The sequence below is a fragment of the Paenibacillus sp. HB172176 genome (assembly GCF_011947265.1).
Classification (GTDB): domain Bacteria; phylum Bacillota; class Bacilli; order Paenibacillales; family Paenibacillaceae; genus Pristimantibacillus.
This window is the reverse complement of sequence record NZ_JAATHD010000009.1, coordinates 89033-108807: the sequence shown is the minus strand read 5'-3', so window position 1 is coordinate 108807 and position 19775 is coordinate 89033. Positions and strand designations below refer to the sequence as shown.

Below are 19775 nucleotides of genomic sequence, written 5' to 3'. Positions count from 1 at the left end.
AACTCACGGAGTACACGCCTGGTGTGCTTGCCCTCCTTGATGAACAGCTTCTGTAGGCGGAGGTTGTTTTGTAGGCATTTTGCGCAGTTGAAAGCTGTAACTAGGCCGAGGCCGGATAATGGTATTTGTTGAACTTAGGTCGAGCCCTGGAATCTAACGAAGAGTGATAACGTTATTTTGTGAATTTTAGCTAAAACGAGATTCTAACGAAGATTGATAGTCTTATTCGGTTGTTTTGGTGTGGAGTTTGATGCATCGGCACCGAATAGCGACACCAATCTTCGTTAGATTTGTAAAATGTCCATTTCTGAGCGAATAGCGATATCAGTCTTCGTTAACATAGTCAACAACTAGTCTTTTTCCATTATTTCGCTTCACTCCCTCTTCCGTACGCTTTCCCGCTCCTCGTTACGAAGTTCTCTCCTTCGCTCCTCGTTATCAAGTTCTCTCCTTCGCTCCTCGTTACGAAGTTCGCTCCCTTGCTCCTCATATGTCCTGTCGTCCAGCGTGCTTTCAAAAAGCTGATAGGTACGGTATCTCAGGCTCCCGCTTGCTACCTCCAGTAATCTTTTGTTTACGAGCTTTTTAAGAATCGTTCTAGTATGTTGATCGGAGAAATGCAAATGCGCAGCCAGCTCCTTAGGCGTAAAGGGACGCAGGATTCTGCGAGAGTATCGCAAAGTCTCGGCTTCAGACCAGTGAAGCTCGGAAGAAGTAGTAATAAGAGACTGAAATTTCCCTACGAAAGAAAGCACAATTTGTTTGCAAACCTCGGGATCATCGCGTATCGACAAGTAGGCAATCGGCAGAAAATACCAGTCATCGAGCACGAGTGAGGTTTGCTTCATGCACAAATCCTTGAAGCGGCTTACATCGACATCTCTGGCATGTGAACGGTATCCGTGTATTTCCACACAGCCTTTCGCATCACCGGGCAAGTAAGCGAGGTCCAGATAACGCATGCGATTGTTCAGATCCCGAACCTCATATTCGGGATACAAATCTTTGAGGCTGCCTATCGCGGGGAACCAAATCGTTCGAAGAAACTCCACTGTCCCATGTCCCAGACCATTTTGCAAAAGTTCTCGTCGTCTCGGATTAATTTCGTTGATAATATGTTCATTGAGCCATTCCTCGTAGACCCTTTGAAATAGACTGCTCATTGACCAACCTCCATTCTACATGGATAAAGCCGCTTCAATACGTCCAGCTCTCCATGAGCGAAGGCGTATCAAAGCGGCATGTGCTTCATACCGATATATTTGTTCAAAATATCATACTTGAAGGAGATGATCAAGATGCTTGATTGGAAATTTGCGAGATGGTTGAGCAGGTGCGACTCTAACGAATACTGATAACGTTATTTGGTGAATTTCGGCTGAGCCGAAAATCTAAGGAAGATTGATGGTCTTATTCGACTGTTTTGAACCAAAGTTTGACGCATTAGCACCTGATAACGATACCAGTCTTCGTTAGATTAGATAAGTCCCCCTATCTGAGCTAATAGCGTTACCAATCTTCGTTAGCTCATAGTTTCACTTCGAAATCGTGCCGTGCTCCGTCGCATCAAGCCGAACATAATCCATATCATTAATCCATACGATAACCGCGCCAAGCCGAGCATAATCTGCACCATATCAGAATCATCCCGCACTGTATTTTCATCAAATCCCCCGGCCCAAACCTGAATTCGCATCAAGTCTGCAAAGTATCCGCGCCAAATCCCGCATCATTCACACACTTAGCTCTTCCTGCTCCTCCCTCGAAAACCCGCCTGTTATGCCTCGCCCCGATACGCCGCCTCCAACTCGGCGAGATCGAACTTCTTCATCTTAAGGAACGCTTTCGTGAGACGAGCGCGCTGCTCCGGCGTGCCCTCCGCCATCATCTTCCCCATAACAGCGGGAGCGATCTGCCAAGAAAGACCGAATTGATCCTTCAGCCAGCCGCACTGCTCGGACTTCGGGTGGGCAGAAAGCTTGTCCCAGTAATAATCAATCTCCTCTTGCGTGTCGCAAGAAACGAGCAGCGAAACCGCCTCATTAAACTGAAACTTGTGATCATGCCCGCTGTCCATCGCGGTCAGCCAAGTGTTCTCCAGCATAAAGTCCGAGAACATCACGTTCCCCTCTGTTTCCGGTGCCATACCAGGTCCGTAGCGAAACAGGTTGCCGGGCCGGGAGTGCTCGAATACCGACAGATAGAATTCCCGCGCTTCTTCGGCTCTGCCGCAATTGTCCCCTACAAACATCAGGGAAGGAATAATCCCAGGCCGCGGATCTCCTTCCGGATTCGTCAGAATAAGCTGCCAAGAGACGCCGAATTTGTCCTGTATCCAGCCAAAGCGCTCACTGAAGGGATATTTGTCCAGCGGCATAAGCGCCATTCCGCCATGGGAGAGCTTGTTCCATGCCTCGTCCAGCATCTCTCTTGCATTAGCTTCTCGTGACGGATCAAAGTTGACGGTGAACGAAATGGATGGATTAATCTTGAAATAAGGTCCCGCCGAGATCGCCATGAACGGCTGCCCCCATAGGGAGAAGGAGACCAGATTGCTGTCGCCCGACGGCGTGTCCTGCAGAGTCGCCGAGCTTGTCATTTCCGAATTAGGGAACACGGTACAGTAGAATTCGGCGGCTTCCCTCGCCTCCTTGTCGAACCAGAGATGCGGAATGATTGTTTTTTTGCTGTCGCTGCCAGCAGTACTCATCATGAATTCCTCCTATTCATCGTACAAGTCACTTCTTCTATATTCTACCACAAGGATAAACGAATCACGTCAGATATAATGCTTGTCCCCTTCGCATAGATATGAAACAAAGAGATGTGAATCAAATTGATAAAATTGTGCCATTTATCCAGTAATATCCTGATATTGTAGAGGAAGAGGGTTTGTTATCTTAGAGGGAGCAGTGCCGTTAAGAGGGGTGCTGCGCAATGTGAGGCAGAAGGATTTGTCGAAAGGAAGCAGCATGATTGAGAAGTTAAGGCAATGTTTCGCCAGGGGAGGGTAAGACATGATTCGCAAGCTATGGAACGGATTGAGGCCAAAGTCCATCAAGTCGAAGCTGTTTCTTGCCTTTCTCGGCATCATTCTCATACCGCTGTTTCTGCTCCAGACTCACAATCAATCGAGGCTTACCCATACCTTCGTCGAGAACACCTCCTTCCAGAACATGCAACAGCTTAATCTGCTCAAAACAACCCTGCTGCACATTCGAGGAAGCATCTTTTCGGCCACCTTCGGCTGGGAGGAGGACCGCGAGGCGATTGACGCGTTGCGCTTGTTGGGAGAGAGCGCTGGCAGAATTGACAAGGGGAATATCAATGGAGCTGGCGCAAAGGTCGAAGATATGGCAAATAATCTCGATGGAGTTGACCGAAGTGAACCCGGAAATCCAGCAAATGAAACTAGCAATCGTAGCGGTAGCGAAGCGGAGAGCTCTCTCGCCGTCAAGCGATTCGAAGCAAGAATCGCGCTCATTCGCGAGGACAGCGAGCCTTATGGAGACTGGATCGAGGGCGGATTATTCGACGTCCAAGGGCGATGTCTCTATGAGACGGACAGCGAGCCGCAAGAGACCTCTTGCGAGAGTTCGTTCGACCTGAATTCTTCTGCGTTCATGCAATGGAGGGCCATGAGCATCGACGGTCAATATCAATTGGTCTATATGAATCAGCTGCTGACGGCGAGCGGCGAGGTTGCCGGCTACTACCGAATTCTGTTCCGATTCGAGGATTGGTTCTCGTCGTTGTCGAGCGCGATTGGCGCGCTGCAGAATTTTGCAGTTATCGCAAGCGGGCAGGTGCTGGCGCAGACGAAGCCGTATTTTCCCATTGAGAGCTCTCTCTTGAAGAAGGTGTCGAGCGGGCAATTGCCCGAAGAGAAGCCGTATCTCGACGGGGAATCCTCCGTGCTCATTAATTATATCTATGATCCCTTGCTGCAATGGCGAATCGTCAGCCAATTCCCGATGGGCTTGTTCCTTGGGGATATGAAGGCGCAGGAGCGAAGCTCGATGCTGCAATTGCTGGCCTTCTGTGCGTTCTTCACTGTCATCACGTATCTGATTCTGCTGCGCATTACGGGACCGCTCGCACTTCTTCAGCGAAAGATGGCGCAGCTCATCGACAAGGCGTTCCAGGTGCAACTGGACGAGAAGGGACTGGACGGCGAAGTGCTGTTCCTTGCGCGAACGTTCAATGCGATGACGGATAATATGCAACTGCTTATTGAACGGCTGAAGGCGCAGGAGAGGCAGAAGGAAGCGGCGCAGTTTCAGGTGCTGCTGTCGCAGATGAACCCGCATCTGCTGCTGAACACGCTCAATACGATGAAATGGATGGCGATGTCGCGAGAGCAGGAGGATATTGCGGACATTTGCATTCATCTCGGCCATCTGCTCGAGGCGAGCCTGCGGATGGATGTGGATTTGGTTCATCTGGAGTCTGAGCTGGAGCTGGCCCATTCGTATCTTCGTTTGCAGCAGTATCGTTATTTGGACAAAATTTTTTACAAAACAGAGCTGGAACCGGACACGGCGTATGCGCTCGTTCCGAAATTCAGTCTGCAGCCGCTGGTGGAAAACGCGATTCAGCATGGCATCGCGCCACTTGATGGCGCAGGAACGATTCGCATTCACGCTTATCGCCAGGGGGAGCTGCTTCTGCTCCAAGTGTCGGATACCGGCATTGGTCTCGAGGAGGCCGCGAAGCTGAAGGTGGCCCGAAAGCGCAAGGGCATTGGGCTGGTGAATTTGAGAGAGCGGCTTCAGCTGTTGTTCAAGGACGAAGCGAGGCTGAAGATCGCATCTGGCGCGACCGGAACAACGGTAACCATCGAGCTTCCGCTATTGGTGGCGCCGCCTTACCAGAAGGAGAGTGAGTAGGATGGCTTGGTCCGTCATTGTGGTTGAGGACGAGGATTATGTGCGGGATGCGATTATTAAACTCATTCCATGGGAGGAAGAAGGCTTCAGGCTTATCGGTGTGGCCTCGGATGGCATTCCCGCAATGGAGCTCATTCGTAAGCATGAGCCCGATCTTGTCATCGCGGATATCGTGATGCCCCGAATGGACGGAATTCATCTGCTGAAGCAGGCGCGTGAGGAGGGCTGCTCCGCCAAATTCATCATGCTCACCTGCATGAATGAATTCGAATACGCGCAGCAGGCGCTGGAATATGGGGCAAGCAGCTATATTCTGAAGCTGTCGATGGACATCGATAAGCTGCGGGCGTCGCTGAGAAAGGTGTCGGCGGAGCTGATGAGAGACAGCCTGAAGGATCGACTGGTTGGGGAGCTGGAGCAGTATGAGCTGCATAAGTCGAATTCAACGAATCATCCTCAGGTGAATGAGGTGCTTCATTATATGCAGTTGCATTTTGCAGAGGATATTACACTGAAGGGGATGGCAAAGATGGCGGCGATGGAGGAGCATTACTTCAGCGCGCTGTTCAAGAAGAAGACGGGAGAGAACTTCAACCGGCTGCTGCAGAAGATCAGGCTCGAGCATGCGAAGATCCTGTTGAAAGAAACGGATTTCGGGATGAACAAGATTGCGGAGAAGGTCGGCATGGGCTCGGATCATTATTTTATTCGCTTGTTCAAGCGTGAGTATGGGCTGACTCCGGGTGATTATCGGAAGAGGAATGGTGAGTGACTTTCGTAGGAAATGACCTGAGAGTGTGCCAATGAAAGCGTTATAAATTTGAATAAATTAGAAAAAGAATGAAGAAGGTTAAACCTCCTTCATTCTTTCATTAGCATATTGCTACGGGAACAGATCAATCTTTGGTTTGCTGTAGTTCCTAGGATTCTTCCAACTAATCAGCCTAGTGATTCGACATTGGAAAAAAGGCGAATGCTGTTATTTCCAAGATGTTTTGTTCTCTCCTCTGGATCCTTACATTCTTTGGTTCAACTTATATATCACAAGTTGATAAATGAATGATGTTAATTTATTAAAACTGTATCTGAAATAGACCAATTATCTTCAGTTGTTGTTTTTGTAACAGTGTAGGACACTCCTACGTTGAGTGGAGCTCCCCATTGCCATCCAGCTTGTCCTGTTGTTGATGTTGATGATTCAGTCTTATCGAATGTATGTGTAAATTTAACTGCAGCCGTAGATGTATTGCTATTCAATCTATCCACAATAACATATCCTGCGACATACCCACCGGATGTATTATTGTTATCGTAATTGTCAAGGACGTTGAATAATACAGTTCCACCATACCGTTGATCCGCATCTGCCAGCCAAAGTTTCGATGAGGACGGTTGACCATAAGAAATATATTCAAAATCATCTGTGTTCCAATTAATGCTCATGACATCATAACTTGCTGGGTAGGCCTCATCTAAACAATAGGTAGTATAACAGACCCTTTGTTGCTCTGCATAAATCGTATAGTAACCTGCATACTGTCCTTGCTCAATAGAATCAATCCAAGTGTTAACTGAGGTATAAGTCGTCGGCATGCCTAATGGTGAAATTCCGCCAGAATTCTGATTAATTACATTTCCGTTCATATCATAATCAACTGTTGATACGGAAACTGTATTAATACCATGTTCACTCTTAAATGAAATGATCTCGTTTTGAGTTGCCCCATTAGATTTCATAAGTGCGACCTGTTGGTAAACCTCATCCAAAGTTAATTCACTTGGTGAAGCCCATGCCATATTGCTGCCAAATAGGAGTGTGAGTAGACAAACACTTAAAATTACGGAACAATGTTTTTTGATTTTCATAAGGAAAATCCACCCTTCTTTTAGTTAATTTTATTCAATATACATCTATCCTCCTTATTATTTGACATTTTTACAGTTATCTTCTATGGTGGTTATAGTAATATTCTATGTTGAATAGAAAACGAATATTTAATACAACGAATATACTATCATTTGTAAAAAAAAGTTTTAAATAGAATTTAATCCATATATTTGAAATGTGACTAAAGAACTATTTGGTATCTGGATAGTTATAGGCATGGTTTGAAAAGTTGAAATTCCATTGGATTATATTGATTGAATTCTTGAATATAGATTATGAGTAGTTAAAATTATAATATCAAGGAGTTGGTTCTGATGAAATTTAAAAAAAGTGTAACTGTATCAATTTTACTAATTTTGATTGTTTCACTGGTTTCAGTTATTTTAGTTGAACGGAACTATAATGATTCTTCAACAAACAAGGAATCATTATATAGAAACTGGCTAGTTGCAAATGTTGATAATAATTTTAGATTTGAGCTTTCAAGTTATATCAATGAATATAAAACTATACTTGATGAAGCAGAAAACAATGATAAATCAGAAGATAAACAAAATTATCTTGTAGGACGAATTGATGGATTTCTTAGCAGAAATACCTCTCCCATAATTAGTTTATTAACTATGGAGAATTTAGATCAAGAAATTAGTAATGAGGTAATTAATCCAAGTATTGTTCAGCCGTTAACTGATTTTATTTCTGCATCAACAAAGTATATTAAAACATTGAAAGAAGACATTGAAAACAATCAGCTCCATACAGATAAATTAGTCCAACTTAACTCCTTATTTATAAATTTGAGACTGCACGGTTCGGAAATGTTAACAAGCAGTCCGGAGTATACGGAATTTTTAAAAAATATTCAGAAGATAGTGCAAGTAATGAATTCTGAAAGTTGATAGTGTATTTTGCTGGCTGATGTTCATATAATACCCCCCTTAAAAATGTGCAAGGAAACCCATAATTATGATCGTAATCCGCCGCCTTCAATCTTGGTATAGTTAAAGCAGACGAAGGGGGTGCGAACTTGATAGTGACGCAGACGCAGAAAGCGACGCTGGCACATCAAGCGACGCTGAGTCAGAACAGCATGCCCATGCAACTGCAGGGGCATCCAATCATACAGAAAACTTCGCAGTCTCCAGGCAATACATCAGCAAAGCACGCAATGAAGCCGCCAACGCAAACCCAAATGCAAGCGCAGCCGCAATTGAAACGAAAGCCAAAGCGTGGGAGGCTGAACACGGCATGGCAAATGAAGGCACTCTACCTCATGCTGCTGCCCGGCATCATCTGGTTCGTGATTTACCGGTACTTGCCAATGTACGGAGCGCTGCTTGCCTTCAAAAATTACGATCTCGCTTCCGGCATTTTCCAAAGCCCATGGGCCGATCCCTGGTACAAATATTTTCAATTTTTCTTCAAATCTCCTTATTTCAGCCAATTGCTAGAGAATACGCTGCTCATCAGTCTCTATAAGCTCATATTCGGCATGCTCCCGCCCATCCTGATGGCGATTCTGCTCAATGAATGCCGCCTGCAATGGTTCAAGCGCTGGGTGCAGACGCTCAGCTATATGCCGCATTTCTTCTCCTGGGTCATCATCTACGGTATCAGCATCGCCATGCTGTCGGAGAGCAGCGGGATCGTCAACCGGATGCTGCTGAAGCTGACCGGCAACACGATTCCGTTCCTCACATCGAACGAATGGTTCAGGAGCGTGCTGGTCGGAAGCGATATTTGGCAAAATATCGGCTGGGGAGCGATCATCTATCTCGCGGCGATGTCCTCCATTGATCCGACGCTGTACGAGGCCTCCAAAGTAGACGGAGCTTCCCGATTGCGGCAAATCTGGCATATTACGCTGCCGGGCATCCGCCATGTTATTATTTTGCTGCTGATTCTGCGGCTTGGTCATATGATGGATGCGGGCTTCGAGCAAATCTACGTGATGTACAACATTCAGGTCTATCAGGTGGCGGATATTATCGATACCTGGGTGTATCGGACGGGGCTGGAGCAGCTCAATTTCGGGCTGGCGACCGCCGTTGGTTTGTTCAAGTCGCTGATCGGCATGTTCCTCATTCTTACCGCAAATGGAGCCGCGAAGCGCTGGGGAGGGGGAGGCATATGGTGAAGGCGCGGTTTTCGACATTCGATCTCGTGGTGTTTGCGATTCTGCTAGTTGTGGGGCTGCTCACACTGCTGCCGTTTATGTATGTGATCAGCGTGTCTCTGACGCCTTACTCCGAGGTGGTCCGCAATGGCGGCTTCGTGCTTATCCCGCAGCACTTCACGATGGACGCCTATCGCCAGCTGTTCGACCGTCCGGTTATCCCGAGGGCGTTCAGCGTGACGCTGTTTCTCTCCATCGCGGGAACGGCACTGAATCTGATGCTTACGCTGCTTATGGCCTATCCGCTCAGCCGCAAGAAGCTTCCAGGACGCACCTCTCTGCTGTTGTTCGTCGTGTTCACGATGCTGTTCAATGGCGGACTCATCCCAACCTATCTCATTGTGAAAGAAACCTATCTGCTGAACACGATCTGGGCGATGATCATTCCGAGCCTAATCTGGGCTTTCAACATTCTCGTCATGAAAACGTTCCTGGAGGGCTTGCCGGAGGAATTGTTCGAATCGGCCCGCATGGACGGCGCCGGAGAGGGAGTTATGCTGCTTCGGCTTGTGATGCCACTGTCGATTCCGTCTCTGGTGACAATCGGACTCTTCTATCTCGTGGGGCACTGGAATCAGTTCTTCCTCGGCGTGCTGTACATTCAAGACACGAAGCTGTTCCCGCTGCAGCTCGTGGTGCGCAATATTCTCATCTCGGCTTCTTCGGTGGAGTCGAATGTGGATGTGACGCTGCCCACGGCGACGCTTCAGATGGCGGCGGTCGTGACGGCGAGCTTGCCGATCGTGCTCGTCTATCCGTTCTTCCAGAAGCATCTGACGAAGGGCATGCTGCTGGGCTCGATCAAGGGCTGAGCGGCTGCGCAGTATCTAACTTATCCTTGGGGGGACTTGCGAGTCTCCTCTTATGGTTGTCCAACTCATTTTTCTAGTGTTATGATTTGCTTTAATAGATTGGTACGAATCATCCTGATTATCGAAAGAGGCGGGCTTCTTGTTTAGACGAGCAATGGGAATATGCATCCTTATATTATCCGCGCTTCTCGTATTTCCCCTGATTCAACTATGGGATCAGCCTCAATCATCCATGAAGTTACGGGCCGAGAGGGGCGTGATGGACTTGTCTTCGTGGAATTCGGAGCGGGACAAGCGGATTGTACTGGACGGAGAATGGGAGTTTTATTGGGGGGAGCTGCTGTCTCCGACTGACTTTCAAAAGGGCAGTCAGACAATTTCTAAACCGGACTATATACAGGTTCCTGCCGCATGGAATAGCAAAGTCGCAGACGGAGAACCGCTTCAGGCCTATGGCGCCGCCACCTATCGATTGCGAATCGCTCATTTGCCCGCGGATGGCGTCTACGCGCTAAAGACAGCCGGCATTCGCTTTGCGAGCGCCATTTATGTTAACGGCAAGAAGCTGTTGGAGGACGGCCATCCGTCGACGGACAAGCAGGCTTTTAGATCGGGCAACACGCCCCGGATGGGCGCCTTCGCTTCAAACGACAATGAAGTTGAGCTTATTGTGCAGGTTGCGAATTTCGAGTACATCAATGCGGGAATCACCGCGCCGATCGAGTTCGGCGAGCAGGCAGTCATACTGTCCAAGCAACAGCAGCGCACCGCATGGCAATTTATCGTCATTGGTATTCTTGTCAGCCTGGGTCTCATTTATTTGCTTTGCTTTCTTGCAACGATTCATTACGGCAGCAAGGATAATTCGCTGCTGGTTTTTGCAATTTTCGTTTTCCTGTTTGCTTGTTACAATGGTCTGATGGGGGAGCGTCCCTTGGCTGTTCTGTTTGACGGTACTCCATTTGGCGTCATCTACCGAATCAAGGATATCATTTCTTTATTATCCTCTATTTTGCTGACCCTCGTATTCTATCAGCTTCGCAAGAATAAGGTCTCTTTGCGGATTGCGCAGGGGGTTGCCTTTATTCTTGGGGGAGCTTGCTTTCTGGTGGCTTTGCTTCCGATTCCAATGTACATTCCTGTGTATTCGATCGTAATTGTCGTCTATCAATCGCTGATGATCGGACTTATGATTCGAATCGGTCTGATCTATATTCGCGGCAAGGAGCATAACGCAAGGACGCTGCTGCTCTTCACTGCTGTTCTATGCATCAATCTGTATTCGGTGGACGTCATTCTGTATGCCTATTCCCTCCGATCCGGCATCGGCGCGGGACAATTCTTTCTTGTCGTCTTTAATCTATTGTTGATCGCGCTCGTCGTCATGCGCTTCTTCGAGGCTTACCGCACGGTTGAAGCGATGAAGGACCAGCTTCTCCTTGCGGACAAAATAAAGGATGATTTCCTGGTCAATACATCTCATGAATTGCGAACGCCGCTCAATGCAATGATTAATATTGCCGATACGATGGTCCAGGGTGTAAGCGGTCCAGTCAGAGAGGAGGAAGCGAAGAATCTTGCAATCATCGCAGCCAGCGGTAGGAAACTGACCTCCTTGGTTAATGATATATTAGACTATTCGAAAATAAAGCATGGCGATGTGAGCTTGAACAAGACCGGTCTCGATCTTAAAGCAGCAACGGAATCGGTTGTCGTCATGCATCGCTTCTTGTTGCAAGACAAGCCCCTATCCATTCAGAATGCGATAGGGAAGCCATTTCCCGCGGTTTTCGCGGATGCCGGGCGGCTCAATCAAATTCTGCATAATCTGATCGGCAACGCGGTTAAATTTACGGAAAGCGGTTCGGTAAAGATATCTGCCAGAGTGATTCGGAACCATGCGGAGATCTGCGTTGCCGACAGCGGACCTGGAATTGCGCCTGAGCAGCAAGCCCGCATCTTCGCGCCGTTCGAGCAAGCGGATACAACGGCTTGGAAGGGCGGCAGCGGTCTGGGTCTGGGCATAGCGAAGAAGCTGGTGGAGCTCCATGGTGGCTTGATTCATGTTGAATCCGCGGTCGGCGAAGGAGCGTCATTCTACTTTACCCTTCCCTTGTTCGATTCTGCGGAGCCGGGAGCTGATGCCGATAAGACGGAGCTTGCTTTGCCATTCGTCGACAGAGCCCAATCGCTTGTATTTCCTATTCGCGTACAAGGAGCGGACCAAGGCAGCATTCTCATCGTGGATGATGATTCCGCCAACCTTCAGACGATGATGAATCTGATGCAGCTTCAGGGATACGGATATACGGCAGTCAACAGCGCCGAGACGGCATGGGAGGAAATCTCGCGAAATCCTGCGGCGTATTCCCTTGTTATTCTGGATATTATGATGCCGGATATATCCGGTTATGAGTTGCTTGCCCGATTGCGAAGTCGGTTCTCCATGTTTGAATTGCCAATTCTTATGCTGACAGCGAGAAACCGTTTGGAGGATATAAGGTTTTCTTTGGAGAACGGCGCTAATGATATTGTCGGCAAGCCGTTTGAAGCGGAGGAACTGGTTGCGCGGGTGCAAAGTCTGGTTAATTTGCGCGCTTTCGTCAAGCAGGCCAAGCAAGCCGAGATTTCGTTCCTGCGTTCGCAGATCAAGCCGCATTTCCTGTTCAATGCGTTGAACGCAATTGCCGAGATGTGCGTCACCGAGCCGAATCAGGCTGAACGGCTTATTCTGGAGCTGTCCCGCTACTTGCGGAAGAGCTTCGACTTCAAAGCGCTGAATTCTTATACAACGCTGGCCGGCGAGCTTGAGCTTGTTGAAGCGTATGTGTGCATCGAGCTGTCGAGATTTGGTTCGCGATTGCAAATGGAATATGAAATAGAGGCAGACGAGATGATTCGCATTCCTTCTCTTATTCTGCAGCCGCTCGTGGAAAATGCGATCAGACATGGCGTGATGGCCGGTACGAGAAGCGGCAGGGTGAAGCTTACTGTTCGCGTGCAAGCGGTAAACGGCGATCTCTACTGCGCCATTGAAGATGATGGCTGCGGCATACCCGAGGAAAAGCTGCAGGTTATCCTGAAGGAGGAGACGGACAGCAAAGGCGTGGGGCTGTGGAATATCCGCAAGCAATTGAAACTGCTGTATGGAGAGGATATTCATATTGAAAGCGCGGCGGGACGAGGCACGAAGGTCTGGTTTCAACTCCCGCTGAAGGAGGAGGAACGATAGATGCTTAAAGCGATTATCGTCGATGACGAGGATTGGGCAATTAAGCGGCTGAGCCGCTTGTTGTCGAAAACCTCATGGATCGAAATCTGCGGAGTCTTCCAGCAGCCGCAGGAAGCCTATGACTATGCGCGGGAGAATGGGGTGGATGCGGCTTTTCTTGATATTACGATGCCTCAGCTTAGCGGCATGCGGCTTTCCGCTATGCTGCATGAATTGAATGATGCCATGAGCATTGTTTTCGTAACGGGATACGGGGAATATGCGGTTCAGGCGTTTGACAGGAATGCACTGGATTATCTGATGAAGCCGGTTGAAGAAGCGCGGTTGGAACAAACCTTGTTGAAAATTCGGAAGAACCATCGGATGACGGAGGGAACTGCGGATATATCCCTCTTCCTGTTCAATGGCCTTCGAATTTGCTCAGGCGGCTTAAACCGGGTTCCGCTAAAATTGCGCGGACAGAAGACTGAGGAGCTATTAGCCTTTCTGGTATGCAAACAGGCGGTAAGCCGTGACGAAATCATCGAAACGCTATGGCCGACACTGACCTATGAGAAAGCGCTGCGTAACCTGAACAGCAGCTTGTACTATATTCGAAAAGCGCTCGGAATCAGCAAAGCGGATTCCTTTATTTATACCGACCGCAATGAATTTCGCATGGAGCAAAGCCGATTTTATTGCGACTTGTATGCGTTTGAAAAGCTGAACAAACAAGCGGAAGCGGATGAACTTACCGAGACGGGGTTAATCGAGCAGATGGCAGAGCTGTACGGCGGGCCGCTTCTTTATGGAAGGGATTATCTCTGGGCAATGGAGCTGGCGCGGCATTATGAGCAAGCTTATCTGCGTGTATTGGAAAGGGCGGCGCACAATAGTCTGACCGAAGCGAAGCATGATGCGGCCTTGCTTTATTTTTACAAAATGATTGAAATGGATAAGCTCCGGGAGGATGTGTATGAGGAAATCATTCGGCTCTGCCTTTGTCAGGGAAGGAGAACGGAGGCGATCCGCTGCTACCAGCAATTGCGGGAGGCGCTGTCGAGCGAGCTCGGCTTTGCTCCTGCTCCCGAAGTTACCCGCTTAATGTCCCCATTAATAGATTGATCATAACCCTAGTCCGCGTTTATTTTCTGTTTATCGCAGCCTTGTACAATGGATTGGAAACCGACAAATTTTGACGTTTTTTTCGGTTGCCCAAACAGTGAAAGGATGACAGCGATGCGGAAGTGGATGGCGATAATAACGATAATGACGATTTTTGCGATGTCTCTCTCGGGGGGCGTTGACGTCTACGCAGGCGCGGGTGGAGGGCAGATTCTAACAAAGCCGGGTTGGGATCTGTATACGCCGTATGGCATTGCCTCAGACGGAGAAAAAATCTATGTGGCAGACTGGAGCAATCATAGAATACAGATTTTCAATGCGGATGAGACCGTGGCAATGACGCTTGGGGAGAAGGGAGTGCCTGGAGACGATAACGATCATCTCAAAAATCCGATAGGCGTCGTGGTTGATTCATCGACAGGGCAAATCTATGTGTTGGATTTCAACAATAATCGGATCCAGGCGTTTGACAGTGAGGGGATTTATCAGCGTACGATTACGCTTCCGTCGCAGCCATTTTCAACGCGCGAAGCTATAACCATGGACCACAATGGGCATTTGTTCGTCTCGGATCAGAACGAAAACAATGTCTATCAAATTGATCTCGATACGGCTGCGGTTACCATGATCATTCATACGAGCGACAGACCGATGGGACTTGCGACAGACTCCTCGGGACGTCTGTACGTTTCTCAATATTGGAATAGCGCGGTATTCGTGTACAAGAAGAATGGTTCGGGTACTTATGTACAGGAGAAGACGATAGGCGAGCTTCATGTGTCAGGAACGGATAACAGTCACTTCAATAAACCATTCGGTCTGTACGTAGATAGCAGCGACCGTTTGTACGTGGTCGATTCGGGTAATCAGCGCGTGCAGGTTTTTAATAACGACGGCAGCTATGCGATGACGCTTCAGCATTCGGGTACAAGCTCTCTGCATCATGTTGCGTCAGACAATGATGGCAATATCTATGTGACGGATACCGACAAAAACAATATATTGAAATTTGATTCGCAAGGGAGCTTTGTCAGTGTTTTAGGACAGAATGTCGCGCCGGTTTTCATTGGCGATGATACTTTTCTGATGATGTCGCAAGGCGATGGAGCGAAGGACATCTCTAGCCTGCTCCATATCAGCGATCCCGATACGGGACAGACCTTGACTTGGACGCTTGATCAGGCGCCTAGCCATGGCACGGTCGATATTGCCGGAGCGACGGCGGCAAGCGGCGGCACGGATATTACGCCGGGGGGCACGATTACGTATTCGCCGGACACAGGATATTTCGGCAATGATAACCTTTCCATTAAGGTGGATGATGGAAATGGCGGCACGGCAACCCAGTATGTGACTTTATTAGTCTTGCCGCCGGCGACAGATGCTCCGACCGCCAATCCGCCTAGCGGAAGCGAGGTTGCTAACCATAGCGAAATTGTCTTTTCCAGCATAACGCCGGGAGCGGTATTCTATTACACCAAGGACGGCAGCGAGCCGACATTGAGCAGTTCGAAAGGCTCAAGTGTGATGATTACTGGAGAGCCCGATAGTGTGGTGACCGTGAAGGTGCTGGCTATTGCGGACAATATGCTGCAAAGCGAGACGGTCTCCTTCACGTATACGATAAAGGAGAAGGGGACAATCGCGGCAATCGGCGATCAGGTTCTTGCGCCGTTGATTTTGGGGTACAGCGTTCCATCGTCCAAGTCGGTGGAAATTATCAATAACGGCACGCTTGAGCTTGCGAACCTGGAGGTTTCCCTGAGCGGACAAGATGCGGAAGCTTTCAATCTTGGTTCTCCTGAAAAGTCGGAGCTGAGCTCGGGACAATCCACTTCTGTTGCGATTTCATCGAAGCAGGGGCTGGAAGCGGGCACCTTCACGGCGACGGTTACGGTTTCCGCTGATGATATGACGGATGTGTCGTTCACAGTCACGCAGGTTGTTGCTTTGCCGAATGCGCCTGCGAGTCCGCAATTGTCTGCGGCAGGGGGAGACCGGAAGGCTAATCTGACCTGGAGCACGGTGACGGATGCGGTTTATTACAACGTTTATATGTCGACATTCAGCGGAGCGTATGATGCTGAGCCGCTTGCGACGGTGACAGACGCCGTTTACGACGTGCAAGGGCTTACGAATGGAACCACTTATTATTTTGTCGTCAAAGCAGGCAATGACGGCGGAGAGAGCGCGGCATCGAATGAAGCAAGCGTTATGCCTGCGGCGTCCTCAGAAGGAGGGGACAACCATCAGGACAGCGGAGACACCTCCTCTTCGAGTCCCGAATCTGGGGTCGAGGTACTGATCAACGGCCGTTCGGAACAAGTGGGAACGGCTGTTACGGAAGTGTTGGACGGCAGGAAGGTGACGACTGTCCGGGCAGATGAAGACAAGCTTCGGACGAAGCTTGATACAGAGGGCGACGGAGCGATTATTACGATTCCGATCCTGACAGACAGCGACGCTTTCGTGGGAGAGCTGACTGGCCAGTTCGTCAAAGCGATGGAAGAGCGTCAAGCCGTTCTCGAAATTCGCATGGATCAAGCTACCTATCGGCTGCCTGCCGTTCAGATCAATATGGACGAGCTTGCAGAGCGTTTTGGAGAAAATATGTCGCTGAAGGATATTACAGTTCGTGTTGAAATTGCCAAGCCTTCAGGGAACGAGATGCAGACGGTGGAACAAGCTGCGGAGAAAATTGGATTTTCGCTGGCGGTACCGCCGCTCGATTTCAAGGTTAGTGCCGTTTATGGCGACAGCACGCAGGAAGTGACCACATTCAATGCCTATGTGGAACGCGCAATCGCATTGCCGGATGATGTTGATCCGAGCAAGATTACTACAGGCGTTGTGATTGAGCCGGACGGAACTGTCCGCCATGTGCCGACCAAGATAGTTAAAGACGATGGGAAATATTTTGCGGTCATCAACAGTCTGACCAACAGTACTTATTCGGTCGTATGGCATCCCTTGGCCTTTAGCGATATGTCGAACCATTGGGCGAGGGACGTTGTTAATGACATGGGATCGCGGATGGTCATTGACGGCAATGGAGATGGGCTTTTTAGTCCCGATCGCGAGATCACCCGCGCCGAATTTGCGGCGATTATCGTTCGCGGACTGGGAATTAAGCTTGAGAACGGAGCGACTCCCTTCTCGGATGTGACGGAATCAGCATGGTACAGCAGTGCGATTCACACCGCATATGCTTATCATTTGATTAGTGGATTCGAGGATGGAAGCTTCCGGCCGAATGATAAGATTACGCGAGAAGAAGCCATGGTCATTATCGCGAAAGCGATGAAGATTACCAAGTTGAACGAGCAATTATCTGTTCAATTGGCCGAATCGATTCTTAGCTCGTACAGGGATGCGTCAGAGGTATCCGATTGGGCGCAGAGCAGCATTGCCGACTGTTTGCAAGCAGGCGTCGTGTCAGGAAGAAGCGACATGGAGCTGGCAGCGAAGGCGGATATGACAAGAGCGGAAGTGGCTGCGATTGTTGAGCGACTGCTTCAAAAGTCGGATTTGATTTAAAGAAAACAAATCTGATTTAATAAACGGGGCAATCCTTCTGGCAGCGGCGGCTGTTTGCGAAGGATTGCTCCTTTTTTTGTCAACCACATATCGTACGATGAGCAACTCAAACACAAAAGAGGATTCGCCAGCCCGCTCGCATCAAAAAATAGAGCTGGTTACCAGCACTAACGGCGCTCACCGTTTGGCTTACGCAACAGAGTTTTGCTTCGCTTCTCATACCCCTTAAAATTGTGCAAGGAAACCCATAATTATGATCGTAAACCGCTCCCTTCGTTCTTGGTATAGTTAAGGCAGACGAAAACGAGGGGTGAAGCTATGGGGAAGAGAATCGGTGAAGCTATGGGGAAGAGAAATGGCGAAGCGATGGAGAAGAGAAGTCGGGCAAAAGGCTGGACGTCTCTGCTGCTCATCACGGTGATGGCAGCAGCGCTCGCGGCATGCTCGAACGGAAATTCGGGGACGAACAATGGAGGAAGCTCGACTCAGCCGGCTGCGACGAACCAGCCGGGGGATGGGACCGCGACCGCCGCGCCTGTTGAGACACAGGCTCCGAAGCCGGTTGACGTGGAGGTGTTCAAGGTTGGCTCAGGAGCGACGCTGCCCGAGGATGATTTCGTCAAGGACGAAATTCGGAAAGCGACGAATGTGAACATGAACTTAAGCCTCCCAGCGAATAAGGACGATATGAAAAATCAGCTCAACACGCGTGTCGCGGCGGCTAACTTCCCTGACGTGATGGAGCTGCCGGACAAGAGCATGTTCGAGCAATACGCGGACAGCAATCTGCTGCTTGATCTGACGCCGTATCTGGATCAACTGTCGAATGCAATCGCGTTTGTCGGGGAGAACAACGTGAAGAAGGGGACGATCGACGGCAAGTTGTACGCCATTGTGAAGGAGCCGAATCCGACGGCGTCCAACTTCTGGGTTCGCAAGGATTGGCTCGATCATCTGAAGCTAGAGGTGCCGACGACGGCCGAGCAATTGCTGCAAACGGCGATCGCGTTCCGCGAGGATGATCCCGACGGGAACGGGCAGAAGGATACGTACGGCGTATCCGGCATTGGCGGCGCGGGTGTAGTCGGCAACTTCCAGGGCATCTTCTCCGCCTTCGGATCGACGGGGGCTTGGAACACCTTCTCCATCGAAAATAATGAGTTGATCGACGGTCTCTATGATCCTCGCACGAAGGACGCCCTGACTTTCGTGAAGAAGTTCTTCGATGAGGGCGTCGTCGATCCCGACTTGCTGGTGAACAAGAATTACGATCGCCTTTATCAGGGCTTCTCGGGCATCGTCTTCACGGACTGGTCGCAGATGGCGAAGGATGACAAGATCGCGGCGATGAAGGCGGCGAACCCGAATGCGGAATGGGTGCAGCTTGGCGCGCTGAAGGGGCCAGGCGGCACGGGGTTCGCCGGAAATAATGATATTGGACGCACGAGCGGCTATGTGACCTTGCCGAAGGCGCTGGAGAAAAATCCCGAGAAGCTGGAGGCCGTGCTGAAGCTGATTAATTATATCGGCTCGGACGAAGGCTTGCGCTTGGTGCAATTCGGGATCGAGGGCAGACATTACAATATGGAGGGCGACAAGGTCGTCGCGACGGAGCTGATGGGCAAGGAAGCCGGTTATGTATGGCCTTATCAGATTATTGGAAGGCCGGAGCTGACCTACCTCAAAGTGAAATTCGCGAAGCAGAGTGCGGAGATCGACACCGGCATCAACCAGCCGCGCATTGAGATTTACAACTCATTCATCTCCATACCGGAGGGCTTCAGCGGCGTGGATGCTGACAAATTTGCGCAGGAGGAGATCACCAAGTTTGTCTACGGCAAGCGACCTCTGAGCGAATACGACGCTTTCCTGAAGACGCTCGACGGAACGTTCAACAATCATATGCTAGTCGAAGCAGCGCAGACGCAGCTGAAGGAGCTGGGATATTTAAAGTAAGGATATAGAATATACAAGGCGGAATATGCGTAAGCTCGGCAGTATGTGAGCCGTAAAGGGGGGATGATTGAGAAAGGATTATGGAACGAATGGCACGTAAGGCATGAATGGCAGTCCTATCACAGTAAGCGGAACTTATTCGGAACAACATATCGATGCAATGGACGCGTACAGGACACTC

12 protein-coding genes are annotated in these 19775 nt (G+C 49.4%); 9 read left to right on the top strand and 3 right to left on the bottom strand.

What is annotated here, in order from left to right; all coding sequences use genetic code 11:
• Positions 1-374: 374 nt before the first annotated feature.
• Complete coding sequence (locus HFP08_RS14080; RefSeq protein WP_346768737.1) at positions 375-1163, bottom strand: transcriptional regulator; 789 nt, start codon at positions 1161-1163, stop codon at positions 375-377.
• A 614-nt stretch (positions 1164-1777) separates the two neighbouring features.
• Positions 1778-2713 carry a VOC family protein gene (locus HFP08_RS14075; RefSeq protein ID WP_206109249.1) on the bottom strand — a complete coding sequence of 312 codons (936 nt, stop codon included), beginning with the start codon at positions 2711-2713 and terminating at the stop codon, positions 1778-1780.
• Between the two features lie 304 nt (positions 2714-3017).
• Here HFP08_RS14075 and HFP08_RS14070 point away from each other — a divergent pair, with 304 nt between their 5' ends.
• Positions 3018-4889, top strand: coding sequence for a sensor histidine kinase (locus HFP08_RS14070; RefSeq protein ID WP_168121228.1), 1872 nt, complete (start codon positions 3018-3020; stop codon positions 4887-4889).
• A gap of 1 nt (position 4890) precedes the next feature.
• Positions 4891-5661 carry a response regulator gene (locus tag HFP08_RS14065; RefSeq protein ID WP_168121227.1) on the top strand — a complete coding sequence of 257 codons (771 nt, stop codon included), beginning with the start codon at positions 4891-4893 and terminating at the stop codon, positions 5659-5661.
• Positions 5662-5954: 293 nt separating this feature from the next.
• On the opposite strand, the gene HFP08_RS14060 is transcribed toward HFP08_RS14065, so the two are convergent.
• Positions 5955-6755, bottom strand: a complete 801-nt coding sequence (locus HFP08_RS14060) for a hypothetical protein (protein ID WP_168121226.1) — start codon at positions 6753-6755, stop codon at positions 5955-5957.
• Positions 6756-7091: 336 nt separating this feature from the next.
• Here HFP08_RS14060 and HFP08_RS14055 point away from each other — a divergent pair, with 336 nt between their 5' ends.
• The 7 genes from HFP08_RS14055 (at position 7092) to HFP08_RS14025 (ending at position 19594) form a co-directional block, all read left to right on the top strand.
• On the top strand, positions 7092-7676 hold the full coding sequence (locus HFP08_RS14055; protein WP_168121225.1) for a hypothetical protein: 585 nt from the start codon (positions 7092-7094) through the stop codon (positions 7674-7676).
• A 293-nt stretch (positions 7677-7969) separates the two neighbouring features.
• On the top strand, positions 7970-8914 hold the full coding sequence (locus tag HFP08_RS14050; protein ID WP_168121301.1) for an ABC transporter permease subunit: 945 nt from the start codon (positions 7970-7972) through the stop codon (positions 8912-8914).
• Entirely contained in the window at positions 8908-9765 is an 858-nt protein-coding gene (locus tag HFP08_RS14045) for a carbohydrate ABC transporter permease (protein WP_168121224.1), read from the top strand. The genes HFP08_RS14050 and HFP08_RS14045 overlap by 7 nt, the downstream gene beginning before the upstream one ends.
• Positions 9766-10024: 259 nt before the next feature.
• The gene (locus HFP08_RS14040) at positions 10025-12997 is read left to right on the top strand and encodes a hybrid sensor histidine kinase/response regulator (RefSeq protein WP_168121223.1); all 2973 of its coding nucleotides are present in this window, start codon (positions 10025-10027) and stop codon (positions 12995-12997) included.
• Positions 12998-14101, top strand: coding sequence for a response regulator (locus HFP08_RS14035; protein WP_168121222.1), 1104 nt, complete (start codon positions 12998-13000; stop codon positions 14099-14101).
• 114 nt (positions 14102-14215) lie between these two features.
• The gene (locus tag HFP08_RS14030) at positions 14216-17638 is read left to right on the top strand and encodes an S-layer homology domain-containing protein (RefSeq protein WP_168121221.1); all 3423 of its coding nucleotides are present in this window, start codon (positions 14216-14218) and stop codon (positions 17636-17638) included.
• 318 nt (positions 17639-17956) lie between these two features.
• Positions 17957-19594, top strand: coding sequence for a type 2 periplasmic-binding domain-containing protein (locus HFP08_RS14025; protein WP_168121220.1), 1638 nt, complete (start codon positions 17957-17959; stop codon positions 19592-19594).
• Positions 19595-19775 lie beyond the last annotated feature (181 nt).

What these genes read in the sequence shown, in the direction of transcription:
- HFP08_RS14050 (WP_168121301.1), top strand. Translation starts at nt 7,970, where the DNA reads ATGCAAGCGCAGCCGCAATTGAAACGAAAGCCAAAGCGTGGGAGGCTG.
- HFP08_RS14035 (WP_168121222.1), top strand. Translation starts at nt 12,998, where the DNA reads ATGCTTAAAGCGATTATCGTCGATGACGAGGATTGGGCAATTAAGCGG.
- HFP08_RS14060 (WP_168121226.1), bottom strand. Translation starts at nt 6,755, where the DNA reads ATGAAAATCAAAAAACATTGTTCCGTAATTTTAAGTGTTTGTCTACTC.
- HFP08_RS14080 (WP_346768737.1), bottom strand. Translation starts at nt 1,163, where the DNA reads ATGAGCAGTCTATTTCAAAGGGTCTACGAGGAATGGCTCAATGAACAT.
- HFP08_RS14025 (WP_168121220.1), top strand. Translation starts at nt 17,957, where the DNA reads ATGGGGAAGAGAATCGGTGAAGCTATGGGGAAGAGAAATGGCGAAGCG.
- HFP08_RS14055 (WP_168121225.1), top strand. Translation starts at nt 7,092, where the DNA reads ATGAAATTTAAAAAAAGTGTAACTGTATCAATTTTACTAATTTTGATT.
- HFP08_RS14070 (WP_168121228.1), top strand. Translation starts at nt 3,018, where the DNA reads ATGATTCGCAAGCTATGGAACGGATTGAGGCCAAAGTCCATCAAGTCG.
- HFP08_RS14065 (WP_168121227.1), top strand. Translation starts at nt 4,891, where the DNA reads ATGGCTTGGTCCGTCATTGTGGTTGAGGACGAGGATTATGTGCGGGAT.
- HFP08_RS14045 (WP_168121224.1), top strand. Translation starts at nt 8,908, where the DNA reads ATGGTGAAGGCGCGGTTTTCGACATTCGATCTCGTGGTGTTTGCGATT.
- HFP08_RS14030 (WP_168121221.1), top strand. Translation starts at nt 14,216, where the DNA reads ATGCGGAAGTGGATGGCGATAATAACGATAATGACGATTTTTGCGATG.
- HFP08_RS14075 (WP_206109249.1), bottom strand. Translation starts at nt 2,713, where the DNA reads ATGATGAGTACTGCTGGCAGCGACAGCAAAAAAACAATCATTCCGCAT.
- HFP08_RS14040 (WP_168121223.1), top strand. Translation starts at nt 10,025, where the DNA reads ATGGACTTGTCTTCGTGGAATTCGGAGCGGGACAAGCGGATTGTACTG.